Below are 17254 nucleotides of genomic sequence, written 5' to 3'. Positions count from 1 at the left end.
TCTCCTATTCTGGGATTTGTTGGGTGATACAGTGGATATTGCCACCACCTAAGAGAATATCTCTGGCTGGAATTCCGACAACTTTACGGTCTGGGAAACACTTACTGAGGATATCTAAGGCCACTTGATCGTTTTTATCTTGAAACTGGGGAACAAGGACAGCGTTATTGGCGATATAAAAGTTTACGTAGGAAGCTGCTAGTCGTTCACCTGCGTATCGCTCTTCTTCTCCTTCTTCATAGATGTAGCCTGGCAAATCCTCTTTGGTTACAACTTGATGTAGAGCTGGAATTGGAAGCTTATGAATGGTGAAGGGACGACCTTTTGCATCTGTTTCCTTTTCTAAGAGTTCGAGATCTGCTTTTGACATGGCATACTGAGGATCGTTTTGATCATCTGTCCAAGCTAAAACAAGCTCTGCAGGACCAACAAAGGCTGCAACGTTGTCAACGTGTTCATTGGTTTCGTCCTGATAAATACCATAAGGAAGCCAAATAACTTTTTCAGCGCCAAGGCTCTCTAATAAGGTATTCTCGATTTCCTCTTTAGTCAGATGAGGATTGCGACCAGGGCTAAGCAAGCAACTTTCAGTCACGAGAATGGTTCCTTGACCATCGCTATGGATTGCACCGCCTTCCAGTACAAAAGGATTGGCATCATAAACAGGTATCTCTAAAACTTCTGCAAAGCGACTGGCTACTTGGTCATCTGCTTCATAGTCTTGGTAGAGACCGTCAACAGCACCACCCCAGGCATTGAAAGACCAATCTACCGCCAACTTTTCCCTTTTATCATTAAGAAGAATGGTAGGACCTGTATCACGCGCCCAGGCGTCATTGGTGGGAATGTCTAAATAAACAACCTTGTCTCCAAGATAGGATTGGGCTTCAGCTAAGTAGTCTTGGTCCACCAAAAGATAGACTATTTCCCCTTTTGCAATGTTTTTTATAATCTGGCTAAATGCTGCTTTAGCAGCTTTACCTTGAAAAGGCCATGAACCTGGTCGAGTCGGCCATATCATGAGGGTACCATGATGGGGTTCGTACTCTGCTGGCATGCGATAGCCTAATTTTTTGGGACTGTCCATCATGATAATCTCCCTTTAAAATCTTGATAGCCAAAGGCTTTGACTAAGCTGCACTCACCCTGCTCGTCCATAAGATAGAGACTTGGCAATCCAATACCATTAAAGGTATTATTTTTAACAAATGAGTAAATAGCCATATCTTCGAAATAGAGTCTGTCACCGATTTGGACAGGATTTTCAAAACTATAGTCGCCAATCACATCGCCCGTTAGACAAGTATTGGAAGAAAGTCTATAGGTATGGGCTTTTTCCTGTGCCTCAAAGCCATTTCTCAAAGGTGGACGATAGGGCATCTCAAGTACATCAGGCATATGGCAGGTCGCAGAGGCATCTAAAACCAAGATTTCCATACCGTTTTCGACAATATCCAATACTTCAGTTGCTAGATAACCTGCATTGAGCGCAATGGCTTCACCCGGCTCAATATAGATTTCAAGATTGTAAGTTTCTCGGATACGCTTGATTTCTGAAATCAGCAAATCCACATCGTAATCTTCTCTTGTGATGTGATGTCCTCCACCCATATTGAGCCATTTGACTTGATGTAAGTAGGGACCAAACTGCGCTTCTACTGCTTTCAAAGTTGTTTCTAAATCATCTGCTCCCTGCTCGCAAAGGGTATGAAAATGAAGACCGTCTACCAATTCCAGCAAATCACTCGGTATCTTGTCTGAAGTTACGCCAAAGCGGGAGCCAGGTGCACAAGGGTCATAGAGCGCGTGGTCACCCTGTGTTGAACATTGAGGATTGAGACGTAAACCTACACTGATACCAGCCTCACGACAACGGGCCCCATGTTTACGCAACTGTCTCTCTGAGTTAAAGACGATATGGTCAGTGATTTCAAGTAATTCTTCCATGTCTGAATCTTTGAAAGCAGGTGCAAAAACATGGACTTCACCCGGAAATTCTTCTCTAGCTAGCTTGGCCTCATAGAGACCACTTGCAGTCGTACCTGATAGATACTGGCTAATCAAGGGATAGGTTTTGTAGAGGGAATAGGCCTTCTGGGCAAGCAAAACCTTGCAACCAGCTTCTTCTTGAACATATTGTAGAATGCAACAATTTGCTTCTAACTTGGCTAAGTCAATGACATAGGCTGGCGTTGGTACTTGTTCTAGCTTCATTAGTCCACCATTTGTGGATTTTCAACCACAACCCAAGGTAAACCATACTCATTCAATGCTTCCATAAATGGATCTGGATCCAACTCTTCAAGGTTGTACACTCCAGGTTGTTTCCAAGTACCGTTCATAACCAATTTTGTTCCAATCATAGCCGGAACGCCTGTCGTGTAAGAAATAGCTTGTGAACCAACTTCTGCGTAACATTCCTGATGGTCGCAGACATTGTAGATGTAGATGGTCTTTTCAACGCCATCTTTGACACCTGTAAAGATACAACCAATATTGGTTTTACCAACAGTGCGTGGGCCAAGGCTGGCAGGATCTGGAAGCAAGGCTTTCAAAAATTGGATTGGAACAATTTCTTGGCCGTTAAAGTTAATGGTATCCGTACGAAGGAGACCGACATTTTCCAAGCATTTCATATGAGTTAGATAAGATTGACCAAAGGTCATAAAGAAGCGAATGCGTTTGACACCTGGAATGTTCTTGGCCAATGATTCGATTTCTTCATGGTGAAGGAGATACATGTCTTTTTGTCCAACCTGAGGAAAATCATACTCGCGCTTGATTGACATAGCTTCTACTTCGACCCATTTTCCATCTTCCCAGTAAGAACCTGGCGCAGAAACCTCGCGTAGATTGATTTCTGGATTAAAATTCGTCGCAAATGGATAACCGTGGTCACCACCATTACAGTCTAAAATGTCGATATAGTGGATTTCATCAAAATAGTGTTTAAGTGCGTAAGCTGAAAAGACACTAGTCACACCTGGGTCAAAACCAGAACCAAGAAGAGCGGTCAAGCCTGCTTCCTTGAATTTCTCCTGATAAGCCCATTGCCATGAGTAGTCAAAGTAGGCTGTAAAACCAAGTTCTTTGCAACGTTTCTCATAAATAGCACGCCATTCAGGGTCTTCTGTGTCTTCTGCTTCGTAGTTGGCTGTATCGATATAGTGAACACCTGTAGCCAAACAAGCATCCATAATGGTTAAATCTTGATATGGTAAAGCTACGTTCAAAACAGCTTCTGGTTTGTAGCTTTCAATCAGGGCAATCACTTCTTCAACCTTGTCAGCATCAAGAGCAACTGTCTCAATCTTTGTACTTGTTTTACCTTCTAATTTAGCCTTCAAGTCATCACATTTTGACTTGGTACGGCTAGCAATCATAATCTCTGAAAAGGTTTCGCTATCTTGACAAATCTTTGAAATAGCAACTTGGGCAACGCCCCCACAACCAATAACTAGTAAACGACTCATTTTTTTCCTTCCTCTTCTTCTAAAATATCCTCAACATACTTGGGTAACATAAAGGCTCCCACGTGTAAGTTAGCAGTGTAGTATTCTGTGAAAAGCTGGCGTTTTTTCCAGCCTTCCTTGTCAAAATCTTTGACAGGGTGGTATTTTTTCGATGCAAATCCAAACAACCAATAGCCCGCTGGACTGGTTGGGATATGGGCCTGATAAACTCGACTGATTGGAAAGGCTTGATTGACCTTGCGGTGCATGCTTCGGCAAGCTGACTCATCCTCGTCAAAGAAGGGACTCCCATGCTGGTAAATCATGATACCGTCATCTTTAAGAGCTCGATAGCTATTACCGTAAAATTCCTTGGTAAATAACCCTTCCGTATGGCCAAAGGGATCTGTCGCATCGTTGATGATAATATCATAGTCATCTTCACAGTTTCGCAAAAAGCGTAGCCCATTTTGGTAGTAAATGGTAACACGAGGATCGTCTAGCCCTGCGGCAAAATCTGGGAAATACTCACGACAGACCTCAACCAACATCTCATCTGGTTCCACAATATCGATTTGTTCCAGTTCAGGATAGAGTGTTAATACTTGGGCAACACCACCGTCACCACCTCCAATAACCAAGACTTTCTTGGGATTTGGGTGGACAGCCATGGGAACGTGAACCGTCATTTCATTGTAGACAAAATCATCCGCATCTGAGAACAAGACGTGCCCATTTAAAATCAAAATCTTTCCAAAAGCTGGTGTATCCAAGACTTCGATATCCTGCCATTCACTTTTACCAGCGTAGAGTTGCTTGGCTGTTCTCAGGGACAATTTGACATCTGGAGTATGAACTTCAGAAAACCATAAATCCATCTAGTTCTCCTTTCTCTTAATGACGTTGATGTGATTGACCTCAGGATCTTCCGTCCCTTGGAGGGAGCAACCACGTTCCTTGGCAAATTGGATATAATCGACTATCTCTTGGGTAATGCGTTCACCTGGAGCTAGGATTGGAATCCCTGGAGGGTAACACATGACAAATTCCCCACAGACCTGTCCAACAGATTCATCCAGGATCAAACTTTTTCTCTCTGCATAGAAGGCTTCTTGTGGAGACAGCACTAACTCGGGCTGGATATATTCTCCAGCTATCAAATCTTTTCCATCTCTCGAGTAGAGTCTCTTGATATCAGCTAAAGCACCAACTAAGCGCTCGATGTCTTGGATGCGGTCACCAATCGAAATATAGGCCAAGATATTGCCAATATCACCAAACTCAATCTGAATGTCGTATTCGTCTCGTAGGAGGTCATAAACCTCGATACCTGTTAATCCAATACCCTGAGTGTAAACTGACAGCTTGGTCACATCAAAGTCACATACCGACACACCATCTATTAACTCTTTTGAATAGGCATAGTAGCCACCAATGGCATTGATTTCACGGCGAGCATACTCAGACAGTTCAATGACCTTCTCAAAAGACTCTTTACCTCGAAGAGCCAAGTTGCGACGCGAAATATCCAGACTAGCCATCAACAAATAAGAGGCGGATGTTGACTGGGTAAGATTGATAATCTGACGTACGTATTCAGGATTCATCTGCTCCCCGATTAAAAGAAGCGAACTTTGGGTCAAACTCCCACCAGATTTATGCATGGAAACTGCTGCCATATCAGCACCTGCATCCATAGCAGAAATTGGAAGTTTATCAGTAAAATGCAAATGCGCTCCGTGGGCCTCATCTACCAAAACCATCATGCCAGCTTCATGAGCCATTTCTGTCAACCCCTTTAGGTCTGAACAGATTCCGTAGTAAGTAGGATTGTTAATCAAAATGGCCTTGGCATCTGGATGGTCCTTTATGGCTTTGGCTACTCGGTCGTTTTCAAGACCTAAAGCGATACCAATCTTAGGATCCACACTCATCTCGATATAGATGGGAATAGCACCACATAGAACCAGCGCATTGATAGCAGATTTATGGACATTTCGAGGAAGAATAATCTTATCTCCTGCCTTGCAGGTTGACAGAATCATAGTCTGCACCGATGAGGTTGTTCCCCCTATCATTAGAAAAGCATGGTTAGCTCCAAAAGCATCTGCTGCCAGCTCCTCTGCATCCCGAATAATCGAAATGGGGTGACCAAGATTATCCAAGGGTTTCATCGAATTGACATCAATTCCAACACATTTTTCACCTAACAGTTCGACAAGTTCTGGATTCCCTCGTCCGCGTTTGTGACCTGGAACATCAAAGGGAACAATCCTTTTCTTGCGTAACTTCACCAAGGCCTCATAAATTGGGGCTTGGTTTTGATCTAACTCTTTCAAGACATACTCCTTTACCGTATTTTTAGCGCTTCAAGAAGACGAAGGCGACTAAAGGTTGACTCATGAAAAAAGAGCAGGTTTTCACCTGCTCTGCAATCTTCTGACGTTTTTATGTTTGTTTCTGTTGAGTATGTCTGTTCCAGATGTTTCCAAACTCTCTAGTAGCAAATATTACGTACTTTATTGATCGTTTCACAAGATGACGTGTGCTTTCACCACACTAAAATTTATGAATTAGGACAAGTGTCCTAACATCAACTTATAAAAGTAGGCTTTTAACCCTATCAATAATGTGGTTTTTCAACCACGCTTCGGCATTCAACCCTGCCTGTCCGTAGGCGTTTTTTACTCGGGTTTATATTTGCTAGAAAACATCATCTCATTTTCTAAGCTTTATTACTATATCATACTTCCAACATTCTGTAAAGTACTTTTTTTAAAAAATATCTACTTTCGTTCGGAAATATAATGTTTTATATAGGTTTTTATAAACTGTATAATGTGAAAGCGGATATAAAAAGAACTAGAAAGCTCTAGTTCTCAGATTTTGTATTTAACGAATACTATGCTTATTCATCTTTTGTTCAAAGATAGTCGTGATAATCTGGCGCAATTCTTCGCGTTCTTTTTCTGGTATTTCACCACTTGTTTGAGCTGCAGCGTAGAGTTCAGGGTGTTCAATTGAAATGCGTTTAATAGTACGTGTCGTAGCATGTTTTCTTACAAAAAACGGAATTCTCTTAATCAAGTCTTGTGGTACTAGCGCAAGAATCTTTTCAGCAGCTTCCTTGTCACTAATCTTAGACGTCGTAAGCCCCTTCTTAATCATTTCCTGTTCTTTTTCTGTAAAATCTTTTAATTCCATTCTATTAGTCCTCCTATTTTCACTAAGTTAAATTATATACCAATTGTAGCAAGACGACAAATAGTCTGTTTGTAAAATGCTCTCTATACTACAATTTTCCTGTCACTCTTAATTGCTCTTTAATGAAAAATCACAAATCCTTTTTGAGAGATGACAAGCTGATTCTCCGATTCTTGGCAATTGCTTGCTAGTGCTACGGTTTCCTTCTCTAAAAGATACTCTTCTTTTGATTGGTTGAATATTGCTTTTAGGACCTGTCCATCGTATTTCCATTCCAAAGCTACTACATCAGCTTTGATTTCTTGAAGGCTATACTTACCATGCTGAATGATTGATGATGTGTGTTTGCGAATCTTGATTAGTTTCTTCATAAAATTCAGCATATCATTGTCACTTGATACACGTTCCCAAGGCATACAACGACGACAATCTGGGTCTTGACCGCCAGTCAAGGATAACTCTGTTCCATAATAGATGCAAGGTGTTCCTTTTTGTAAAAAGAGAAAGGCTAGGGCTGATTTAACCAGTTGAACATCCTCATTGGCCGTCCACAAAATACGTTCTGTATCATGAGAATCCAAGAGATTAAACATAACCTCTGAAATCTGCTGTTTGTAATACATAGATTGGACATTGATTTCATCGATGAACTGATCTGTCTTCTTAATTCCTCGTAAGAAATACTCCTTGATACTATCAGATAAAGGATAATTCATGACTGCATGGAACTCATCCCCATTTAGCCAAGGCTGAGATGTATGCCAGACTTCTCCTAGGATATAAAGATCAGGCTTTTTAGCTAAAACTGCCTTACGAAAATCCCTCCAAAACTGATGGTCAATCTCATTAGCCACATCCAAACGCCAAGCATCGATATCAAATTCTTCAATCCAATAAGTCGCAACCTTTAAAAGATACTCCTTAACCTCTGGATTGGCTGTATTTAGCTTAGGCATATAGCCCTCAAAACCAAAAGCATGATAGGGCAAGTCTCTCTTATTAGCAAGCTTATCAGTCGTCACTGGGAATTGTTGAATATGGAACCAATCCTTATAAGCAGATTGCTCACCATTTTCGATAACATCTTGCCATTGAGGCGATTGCGAACCAATATGGTTAAATACAGCATCCAGCATGACTTTCATGCCACGCTGATGAGCTTGCTCGACCAGCTCACGAAAGGTCTCCTTATTTCCAAAATGACGGTCAATTTCAAAGTAATCCGTCGTATTGTACTTATGATTGCTCGTAGATTCAAAAATCGGACAAAGATAAAGTCCAGTAATGCCCAAGTCTTGCAAGTAATCCAGATGATCAATAATCCCCTGTAAATCACCACCAAAGAAATCATCACTCTGAGGTGTGATAGATGAATCCCAGTCTAATGTCCCTTCTGGGTTTAATAGAGCATTTCCATTAGCAAATCTCTCAGGAAATATCTGATACCACACCGTATTTGAAACCCAGTCAGGAATCTGGCATGCATCAATCTCATGAAGATAAGGCAACTTAAATCCGTTTCCAATGGCATGAAGATTTTCTAGAGAATTTTCCACACACCCTTTATCGCCATACAAAATGCTTTGGCCTTCTGTATCCTTGAGTTCAAAGAGATACTGGATACGTGCAAAGTCGACGGACACTTCAACCTGCCAATGGTCAAATAAGGCATCAGAAGTTATCTTGGCCATTTTCTTTGTATCTTGATAGAACTCCTCCATAAAAATAAAAGGATCACCATAATGCAAGTTGATGCTTTCAATATCCCCTTTCTTAGTTCTAATCCGAATATGAAGTTTCTTATCCTTGTAAAGATAGGCATACTCTGACTCAGGTCTATGGTAAATAGCACTTAATTCCATTAATTTGTCTCCTAGAGTTTTAATTCCAATTTTACGCAAACGCTTTCATAATTGTGATTCTAGTATACTACTTTCGTATTTTATTTTCAAGGCTTGTCCGTAGATTCTAGTGGTTTGGTTCTATAAATAAAAAAGTAGCCAGTCTTACAACTTGCTACTTTTCAAATGATGATTTACAAATATCTTTGCAACCACTCTATTTTTTTAAAATCCTTATTGTTATTGTGCTCATTTCGATAAGAATCTTGGGAAGAAGCCTTGTAAATGCTTAAAAACTGTTCCAAACTTGGAACGCGAAAAGTGATGTCATCGAGATGAATCAGCTCTATATCCGATTCCGAAACTCCTGCAAAATCTGGTAAAGAATCGATACTTCCGAATTCAACACTCAGACCATCTTTTTGGAATTCATGTTCATGAATATCTATTAAGGCGTAGCCTAAATGTTTCATCACTTTCATTATCTTGTCCCACTCATAAATTCTGAGATGATCAGGTGCTTCCCAACCTCTAGGATCACCAGGCACATGAATGTCAATGTCAGACGGCCTCCATTCTTCATTTGAACGGTATTCAAAACCCAAAGACCCCATGAGCGTCGGTGTGATTCCGATTTGGTTTAAATGAGAACAAATTGTTCGAAATTCATCAAATAGAGAATTCATTCCTCCTCCAATCATTGATATAGAACTTAATTTCGTTGTGAATAATAAACTAATTTTTATCTTTTACTCTTTCGGTTTTGAAAATACTTCTACTCGCTGAGCTAGGACTTTGATTTCTACAGGTAGGTTATCCGATTTATCGCCGTCAACATCTGACTCCAATTCACTATCTGAAGAGATCTTAATATTACGCGCTCTGATATACTCAATATTATCATTACCAACAACATCTCCTTTTAGTAAATCAGGAATAACGGATAATTTAGAGAATATAGAAGCATCTTTAAGAATCAAAATATTGGCATAGCCGTCCTTGTTTTCTTCAAAGATTTTTTTGTCAGCGAAGTAATTTGTCAAGAGAACCAAAACATGGCTAGCTTCACCAACATAATTTCCATTTTCTGTCTCGACCTTAATGTTAAAGACCTGATCCGTCATGACAGACTTCATAGTATTTACAGCATAGGCTAAAATACCGAATTTTGTCTTATCCTCGATTTCAACATTGTGAATCGCCTCAGGAAGTGAACCGATACTAAAGATATAACCAAAATAATTGTCATTTGCTTTACCGATATCAATCTTATTGGTTAAATCAAAATCCAGTTCGTCAATTGCGCCATCGATGTCTTGATTGATTTCCAACAGTTTCGTAATGAGGTTACCCGTCCCACCAGGGATAATCCCTAACTTAGGAATGTAGTCTCTCTCAGCAATACCCGAAATGACTTCGTTGACAGTCCCATCTCCACCAAACACAACCACTGCATCGTACTGCTCACGTGAAGCTTCTTCAGCAAAATGTGTTGCATCCAACGCTTTTTCAGTAATTTTGGTTTCTACGTGCTCAAAATATTCTTTTGCTTTATTTTCCAGCTTTTCTTTGTAATCCAAAGCCTTCTCGCCACCAGAGGTAGGGTTGATAATTAACATTGCCTTTTTCATTAATTTCTCCTTAATTTTAAATAGAAATGTTTACATTTCGTCGTATGCAAGTAAATGTACTCCCATTATACAATGAAAATACAAAAAAGAGAAATCTGACGTACTGGAGATTAATACGCTTTTATTCAATTTTCCCATCGCCTAACTACATCTTTTAAGGGGTCATCCAAGTAAGAATAGGCCTTATCCTTTATCCAATCAGGAATACCATAAGCTGCCTCGGCTATGCTACCAGTAATTGCAGCGAGAGTATCACTGTCGCCACCAAGTGAGATGGCATTTCTTATCGCATCTTCAAAGTCTCTACTCTCAAGAAAGGCGATAATGGCTTGAGGGACAGTTTCCTGACATGTTTCGTTAAAACGATAGTTAGGACGGATTTCATCTAAAGTTTGAGATAGATTGTAGCCGTATTCCTTCTCTATATAATCCTTAATCCGTCTTTTACACTCCGTAGGATTGTCGTTAATTGATTGCTCGTATTCTCTACAATAACCACCAAAGTAAAAACGACATAGAAAAATAGCATCAGCTGTAGCCATTGCACCTTTAATACCTTCTAGATGATTATGGGTTACCTCTGCAGAAAGACTCGCAAGTCCTCTAGACGATGGCCACGTACCGGTTCTCTCATAGACATCACAGTCCATGACCCAAGCACATGGAGAAACACGCATAGCTGATCCATTCCCAAAGCTATTATAAGGATCACGGTTATCGCTGTTTAGCCATGCATTAAACCGAGCACCATAATCAGCATCCGGATACATTCTGCCATATTTCTTCATGGCGTCAATGAAGTCGACTTTTTGTCCCCCTTTCATAATCGCTTCTGCAACAGCACAGGTCATAACCGTGTCATCTGTAAAAAAACAGTCCTTACGAAATAAAGGAAAGTCCTTCGTTTTGATATTGTTCCATTCATAAACAGAACCGACAATGTCACCAACAATTGCTCCAAGCATCTTGTGATATAATTTATAAATTTCTAGTTCCTTATAAACTAAGTTCCTACAACATATATAGGTGTCCATCTAATAAAATTATAGTTCATATAGTTCTAAATTAAAGTTAGGATATATAATTGAAAGTCTTAATAATTCTTAATATAAACAATTTAAATAACTATATTTAATTTCGCTATGCATTATACCTAAAATGGAAGTACACCAGCCATCAGACCGTGAGAAATAAAACATCTATTATTTTGAAAGTCTGAAAAATAGGTATCACTGATAAAACTGTATAGGTTATCAACAGGTCTATTGTACCAATCCTTGTAAACATATTCCATCTCATATATCAGTAATGCTTGTCCATCTTGACTATAGCCTTTGAAAGTTATCGAAAAAACATCTCTAAACCCGATAACCTTATCATTCTTATTTGAATTATTCCTATTTCTATATTGCTCAAAATCAATAAGTCGCGTATAATTCATGAGTTTAGATAAGGATTTCTCTGATAATTTCTGACTATGTTCAAAAACGATTATTCCAGTATTCCCACACTCTTGGTAGGACAGTTCAGAGTTTATCAGATTACACTCTAAATAACCAAAAATTTCACAACCACAATGGATAATAAATTCAATTTTAGAAAAATATTCTTTAGTCCATATCATCTTTTTTCTCCACTACTAACTATGCTAGGAGACATTGTTCCAAACTCACCAATCTACTTTTTGCCTAACATATTTTACCTTTAGATCTAATACTAAAATATCTATTACGACAAAAGCCTTTTTTCAATACTTTCTTAAGTTCTTTTTACGCTTTGACCAGCAAAGCTTACACATTCAGCGGTTCGGACTTACCGTATCATCCGTGAAAAACAATCCTCAAGAAATAAAGGAAAATCCTTCGTTTTGATATTGTTCCATTCGTAAACAGAGTTTACAATGTCTCCAATTATTGCTCCTAGCATCCGTTTCCTCCTTATGGCATATCAGATTCGTTAAACATTTCTAATGAATCACTCTTTAAAAATGGCACCACCAAACAAATCCACTCATAAGGTAGGTAAGCTGATAAATAGCCGTGGTTATAGCCCTTTGCTTCATACAAAATTGTATTTGAATGTAGCTGATGAAATAATTTCGCTGATTCTTTCACACAGTTCAATTCTTTTTCACCATAGATATACAGAACCTGAGCCTTGCTAGCAGAAATCATATCTTTCAACTTGTAATGCCCCATATAGGTTTTGTAAATGGTCACCAATGTTTTGACAGGCGTCCTTGGCAGATCCTCCAAATAATAAGCTTTGATTTCCTCTGGATAAGCCAGTTTAGGATAGAGTTTATTCATCATGCTTAACTGAAGTTTGCAAGAGAATTTATTGAACATCAATTTACCAAATAGAGACACTAGAAAGATGCTGATTTTAGCTAACCTTGGTTGAGGAATACAGAGGCTTCCGTCTATAATGGCCTTCTCAGCAATTTCACTATCTAAAGATAAAAGCTCCATGGCAATTTGACCACCAAGTGAAACACCACCGATTGCAAACAATTTCCCACCACAGTTTGCTTTGATATAGTCTAGAATCTCCAAAGCCGAATCTTCAGTAGAAACATAATCAAGTTGATATTCCTCGCCGTGGCCATTCAAAGTGGGTAGAATAATACGGTATTTTTCTGACAAGATACGTGCTTGACGAAGATAATTCCACCAAGAACTGCCTCCACCGTGTATTAGTAAGATAGGAGGTAAATTCTTATCCCCAAATTCATGGAATTTCATGTTTAAACTCCTTACTGTAGGATTTTCACTAGCTACATCCTTGTTTAATCAGTTTGAATAAGCAATCCTACACACTCAACATGTCTTGATAGGACAAACCAATACTCTGAAATGCTGCATTTCTTTTAGCACTTTAATTAGATACTCCGAAACGATTTCTAAAAGGACTATTGATGGCCATTGCTTATTAAATCAATTGATTTTAGTAAATTATAAGAGTAACACCTTAATGATTTACTGGGGTATGGGCAAATAGATAAACGAGCCATCACCAAAGCAATACAGGCTTTTACAAGCAAGAGATAAGTACCATTTATTTTTAAATTGTTGTACAGAGTTTCAGTCAAAATAATATTTAGCAAGGCATCTAACAACAAAAACTCGATGAGTTTATTGAATCCTCTCTTATTTATGATAATCTTGATATCCTCACTACGCATAAAGGAAGTCGATACTTGTTGATGGGAGAGCTCGGTAAAATTCAAATCAAATTTCACTGCGTTGCTTTTCTAAATTTATCATTATGATTTGTCCCACAAAGGAGAAGGATATTCTGGTTCCTCGTTAGTCATCACTTGCAACCTGTTATATTTTACAGTTAAATCCAATATCTCAAATAAGCATTGCTCTGCTTCTTCAAAATTTCCAAATGTTCTAATCTTTCCTATAATACTTGCTCTATCTCCTAAAGAATAAACTAAGTATACTTTTTCCCCCTCATCATATTCTATTCGCGTTTGCCAATCTTCTCTCCCTTTATTCCTGCCATTAAATACGGAGACTCTTAGCGTAGTATAATTCAACTCTTCAATTTTCTGTTGAATTATTTTTTTTTCATGCATCAATTTATCCATTTATTTTATCTCCTTTAATAGTCCCATTTTTTCGTACCAGCTAACAGATGTTCCAAGTTTAATCTGCGTTCCACCACCAGCTCCAAAAACTTTTGCAATTTCACCTTTTGCAGGAGTAGCTAAATCTGAAAACGATATCCCTCGTTTTTGCATTATAATAGAAAGTTTTTCTTGATCCACATCAGACATAGAAAGAAAACCTTCTTCAAGATTTTTAAGATTTATATCTTTAACTACTTCATATTGATGATAGTCTTGATATCCCTCTGGATAAGGTAATCCGCGTTTATTAAAAGCTATAATTTTTCCATCTTCAACCGGACTAACATACGTCCCCCCTGAAGGACCAAATCTATCAATAATCTGCCCCGTATGTATATTAGCAGGGGAGGTTATCGGCTTACCTAGATGATCTGTCACAAAACCTTGGGTTTCTTCCGGTGGCCATTTAATATGTCCCTCACTATCCACATAACTTCGTGATCTGACAGGAATTTTTCTTCCATCGAAACCATCATCTGCCGATAGATAAGCACGCTTGCCATTTGGCATTTCAACACGTTCTGGGAAATAGTGTCCCTTAGCTTCATACTCTCTGCGAAGATAGGCATCAAACTTCGAACTTTCCCGTGCAAGTCGACTTTGCCTAATATTTTCAAGAATCCGCTCTTTATCAAAGGGCTTCTCTGCCACTCTCACAACATCATCCGCATGTTTACTTGAGAAGTGCATCACATCACGCAGCTGCCATTTGGCTACTTAAAGCACTAAAAAGCTGTTCAGTACTGCTGATCGTGGTCCGCTGAACATAACTTCAATTATAACAAAATGTCTTGAAATCCTATTTCTGATATTTGTTCATTAATATATTTTATTCCAACACCGTTTTCAATATCCCATTCACAATCACAAATGAAGCCTGCTTCACGTGTATTATCATCAAAATTCATCGGAATCATAATTTGTTTTACTGTCAAAAATTTAAAGATTTCACTCGGATTATCTTTAGCATTTAATAACTTCTGACCAAAATTAGAATCTGAATCCAGTCTATCAATTACCTCATCAATTATTGAATTATAATATCCAACAATACCATTCTCGGCTTGGGTAACACAGTTCTGAATATCACTGAAAAAAAATTCAAAAGCTTTGATTTGATTTTCATCGAACACCGCATCTTCATCTGCATCAATATTTATTTCAACAGAAAATTCCTTTTTAAAAATATTTAATTTAATACTCTTAGTCCAACCATTATTAAATGTCAATTCCCCAAAAACAGGATGTACTATCTTCATTTCACACCTCTTTTTCTACTGCAATAATTCCAACAACTTTTTAACTTCTGAAACACCGCCTAAATGCCCAAATTTACTATTTATGATACTCGGAACTAGTTGCATACTCGTCATGTCATTAAGTTCGTGCCACGTTAGTTTATTTTCTTTTCTAAACTTAACAATTTCTCGACGAGTTTTCCCTAATTCTCTAGCAAGGAGCTCATCAGCTTGTCTAAAGTTAGCATTTCTGTCAATACCCATATCTGTAATTTTCACTTCACCTTTAGAGACAGGTGAAAAATCTGGTATCGCATTTTCATACTCTATACCTTCTAGATTTACATCATCTAAAATTTTTCTAACTTCATCTTTGTTTGAAACAAATGTAGACTCTCCTCTTTCACCTGTCCAATGACCTTCATTTACAGGAGTCTGATTCAATCTTTCTTGGTAAGTGCTAACAGGCTCTCCTTTTTTCGCTTTTTCCAATACAGCTTCAAGATTTCTCTCCGTCCTACCAGAACCACCTACTCCTCGTACTACATCATCCGCATGTTTACTAGAGAAGTGCATCACATCACGCAGAGTCTTACTCTCAACGCTGAAGGTAGGCATGGTTCTCATACCTCCCGCAAAGGCAACCGCCTCTTTACGAATACCAACTGGGATTCGAGTGTCTAATAATTTCTCCCCAAATTTCCCAATAACATTATTGCTCTTTGCTAGGATATTATCAACCTTTGAACCCCATTTTTCTAGAGTTAACTACTAATGCTAGTTCAATGCTGTTTTTAAAATAGATTCCAAGAAGTCGTCTAGAGTACTATACTTGTTAACTAGATCTCCTGAAGGTAAATCTAACTCCTTATATACTTTATCAAAAGTATCATAGACATACCAACTCATACCACTCTCACCTAAAAAGAAATAGCTGTTGTTACTAGATTCCTCATGCCAAATAATATTCATTTCAAATATATCATAGACATCTTCATCTATAATATCTGGGTTTGTTTTTTTAGAAATACCATACAAAATGAAACCATTAAAATCAATTCCATTTACTTGAGAAAGAAATCTTTTATAATCTTCCATTACTTCATCATTCGGCCAAACGTTATGTTTCTTCATAAGAGCTGAAAAAACAGTATTTGGAACTCCACTATTAACAGAATCTCCGTACTTTTCTTCAACTTCTGAAATTTTTGAAATAAAGTTCATCCACATTTTTTATATCTCCTCTATTCTAATTTGGATAAATATTATCTGTAAAGAATGGTCAATCAACTAATTTAGAGTCTCCAACTTCCATACCTTTAACAATATCCGTTGATAATTAGTTACCACTTTATGATAAGGATCATTCTTTATTAAGACAAGATTCTCAAAACTATTTGTTCCACTATCATCTAATGGCAACTGATGATGAACTTGGTAACCTTTAGGAACTAAACCATCTGCTAATTTTTGTATATCGAACTCACTGAATCCCAACTCTCGTAATTTATCAGTATCTTTGGAAATATCCTTTAAAAATTCTTTTCGAACAGTTAAGTCAAATTCTCTTCTTAATTTTTGATATTCTTCTCTAGCTCTTTTAGCATACTCGATTTCTTTCAAGGAAATATTGGGTATTTCAACATTTTCTCCACGTAGAGAACAAGAAAATCATCCTCTGGAGCTCGAAAGTTTTGAATAAACATCCCGAGCTTTATCCTTAAAATACTGAATGACCTCACCGAATGTTGGCTGATGACCTACTCTACCTACACCAGCTAAAACTCCGCTTCCTACTGAGAAAGGAAGCTCTTTCTTCAGTAGATTTTTGGTGAAACACTTGATGACTTCATCACCCTTCGCAAGAATCCTGTCAACCTTTGAACCCCATTTTTCGACATTTGCGAGAATTCTTGCTTTGGTACTGTAATCATCTCAGCTGCCTTAGCTCCGAGCTTGGTCCCCTTAGCCATCTTACCTACAGCTGCTGGGCCGACAAAAAGACTCGCAATCTCAAAGGTCAAGCCTCCTGCATCATAGGCATCCATATGGGTAACATTATCCCAGAGGGATATTCCGGTCTGCTAAGCACGAAAAGCTGCCGCATAGCTAGCATTAGGATCCTGGCCACGCTGAGCCGCTCCTGGATCTATCAGAGCAGTGTAAGTTCCTACTCCTAACTCCGCAAGGCTAGACAGGTTAGCTACCGTGCCTTGCAAGTCCCGCTTCATCCACTCTGGCATTTTCT

20 protein-coding genes and 1 pseudogene are annotated in these 17254 nt (G+C 38.6%); all 21 read right to left on the bottom strand.

Annotation, left to right across the window (positions count from 1 at the left end; genetic code table 11):
- Positions 1–4: 4 nt before the first annotated feature.
- The gene (gene aguA / locus PAN06_RS02460) at positions 5–1090 is read right to left on the bottom strand and encodes an agmatine deiminase (protein WP_120718772.1); all 1086 of its coding nucleotides are present in this window, start codon (positions 1088–1090) and stop codon (positions 5–7) included.
- Positions 1087–2214 (bottom strand): carboxynorspermidine decarboxylase, encoded by a 1128-nt coding sequence (gene nspC, locus PAN06_RS02455; protein WP_269795505.1) that lies wholly within the window; start codon positions 2212–2214, stop codon positions 1087–1089. Before nspC ends, aguA begins: the two co-directional genes overlap by 4 nt.
- Positions 2214–3473 (bottom strand): saccharopine dehydrogenase family protein, encoded by a 1260-nt coding sequence (locus PAN06_RS02450; protein ID WP_269795504.1) that lies wholly within the window; start codon positions 3471–3473, stop codon positions 2214–2216. The genes nspC and PAN06_RS02450 overlap by 1 nt, the downstream gene beginning before the upstream one ends.
- Positions 3470–4330 carry a polyamine aminopropyltransferase gene (gene speE / locus PAN06_RS02445; RefSeq protein WP_201059091.1) on the bottom strand — a complete coding sequence of 287 codons (861 nt, stop codon included), beginning with the start codon at positions 4328–4330 and terminating at the stop codon, positions 3470–3472. Before speE ends, PAN06_RS02450 begins: the two co-directional genes overlap by 4 nt.
- On the bottom strand, positions 4331–5791 hold the full coding sequence (locus PAN06_RS02440) for an aminotransferase class I/II-fold pyridoxal phosphate-dependent enzyme (protein ID WP_269795503.1): 1461 nt from the start codon (positions 5789–5791) through the stop codon (positions 4331–4333).
- 553 nt (positions 5792–6344) lie between these two features.
- On the bottom strand, positions 6345–6656 hold the full coding sequence (locus PAN06_RS02435; RefSeq protein ID WP_049493738.1) for a hypothetical protein: 312 nt from the start codon (positions 6654–6656) through the stop codon (positions 6345–6347).
- A 119-nt stretch (positions 6657–6775) separates the two neighbouring features.
- A complete protein-coding gene (locus PAN06_RS02430) occupies positions 6776–8518 on the bottom strand; it encodes a glycoside hydrolase family 13 protein (protein WP_269795502.1) in 1743 nt (580 codons plus the stop codon).
- A 173-nt stretch (positions 8519–8691) separates the two neighbouring features.
- Complete coding sequence (locus PAN06_RS02425; RefSeq protein ID WP_020901360.1) at positions 8692–9183, bottom strand: phosphoribosylanthranilate isomerase; 492 nt, start codon at positions 9181–9183, stop codon at positions 8692–8694.
- A gap of 63 nt (positions 9184–9246) precedes the next feature.
- Positions 9247–10128 carry a diacylglycerol kinase family protein gene (locus PAN06_RS02420; RefSeq protein ID WP_269795501.1) on the bottom strand — a complete coding sequence of 294 codons (882 nt, stop codon included), beginning with the start codon at positions 10126–10128 and terminating at the stop codon, positions 9247–9249.
- Between the two features lie 125 nt (positions 10129–10253).
- Positions 10254–11093 carry an ADP-ribosylglycohydrolase family protein gene (locus PAN06_RS02415; RefSeq protein WP_269795500.1) on the bottom strand — a complete coding sequence of 280 codons (840 nt, stop codon included), beginning with the start codon at positions 11091–11093 and terminating at the stop codon, positions 10254–10256.
- 188 nt (positions 11094–11281) lie between these two features.
- Entirely contained in the window at positions 11282–11752 is a 471-nt protein-coding gene (locus PAN06_RS02410) for a hypothetical protein (protein WP_269795499.1), read from the bottom strand.
- 206 nt (positions 11753–11958) lie between these two features.
- Positions 11959–12054, bottom strand: a pseudogene (locus PAN06_RS02405) (ADP-ribosylglycohydrolase); the annotation flags it as partial.
- Positions 12055–12065: 11 nt separating this feature from the next.
- On the bottom strand, positions 12066–12872 hold the full coding sequence (locus tag PAN06_RS02400; RefSeq protein ID WP_269795498.1) for an alpha/beta hydrolase: 807 nt from the start codon (positions 12870–12872) through the stop codon (positions 12066–12068).
- Positions 12873–13393: 521 nt separating this feature from the next.
- Positions 13394–13726, bottom strand: coding sequence for an Imm59 family immunity protein (locus PAN06_RS02395; RefSeq protein ID WP_070843090.1), 333 nt, complete (start codon positions 13724–13726; stop codon positions 13394–13396).
- A complete protein-coding gene (locus PAN06_RS02390; RefSeq protein ID WP_269795497.1) occupies positions 13727–14419 on the bottom strand; it encodes a TNT domain-containing protein in 693 nt (230 codons plus the stop codon).
- Positions 14420–14544: 125 nt separating this feature from the next.
- Positions 14545–15027 carry a hypothetical protein gene (locus PAN06_RS02385; protein ID WP_070842158.1) on the bottom strand — a complete coding sequence of 161 codons (483 nt, stop codon included), beginning with the start codon at positions 15025–15027 and terminating at the stop codon, positions 14545–14547.
- Between the two features lie 15 nt (positions 15028–15042).
- Positions 15043–15633 carry an HNH endonuclease gene (locus PAN06_RS02380; protein ID WP_269795496.1) on the bottom strand — a complete coding sequence of 197 codons (591 nt, stop codon included), beginning with the start codon at positions 15631–15633 and terminating at the stop codon, positions 15043–15045.
- 150 nt (positions 15634–15783) lie between these two features.
- Positions 15784–16236, bottom strand: coding sequence for a YrhA family protein (locus PAN06_RS02375; RefSeq protein WP_269795495.1), 453 nt, complete (start codon positions 16234–16236; stop codon positions 15784–15786).
- Between the two features lie 60 nt (positions 16237–16296).
- On the bottom strand, positions 16297–16629 hold the full coding sequence (locus tag PAN06_RS02370; RefSeq protein WP_269795494.1) for a hypothetical protein: 333 nt from the start codon (positions 16627–16629) through the stop codon (positions 16297–16299).
- A 194-nt stretch (positions 16630–16823) separates the two neighbouring features.
- Positions 16824–17054, bottom strand: coding sequence for a hypothetical protein (locus PAN06_RS02365; RefSeq protein ID WP_269795493.1), 231 nt, complete (start codon positions 17052–17054; stop codon positions 16824–16826).
- A gap of 36 nt (positions 17055–17090) precedes the next feature.
- Entirely contained in the window at positions 17091–17249 is a 159-nt protein-coding gene (locus PAN06_RS02360; protein ID WP_269795492.1) for a diguanylate cyclase, read from the bottom strand.
- Positions 17250–17254 lie beyond the last annotated feature (5 nt).

It is taken from the genome of Streptococcus sp. SM3, from assembly GCF_027497875.1.
The sequence above is the reverse complement of the archived record's forward strand: the minus strand, read 5'-3'. Positions and strand labels throughout refer to the sequence as shown.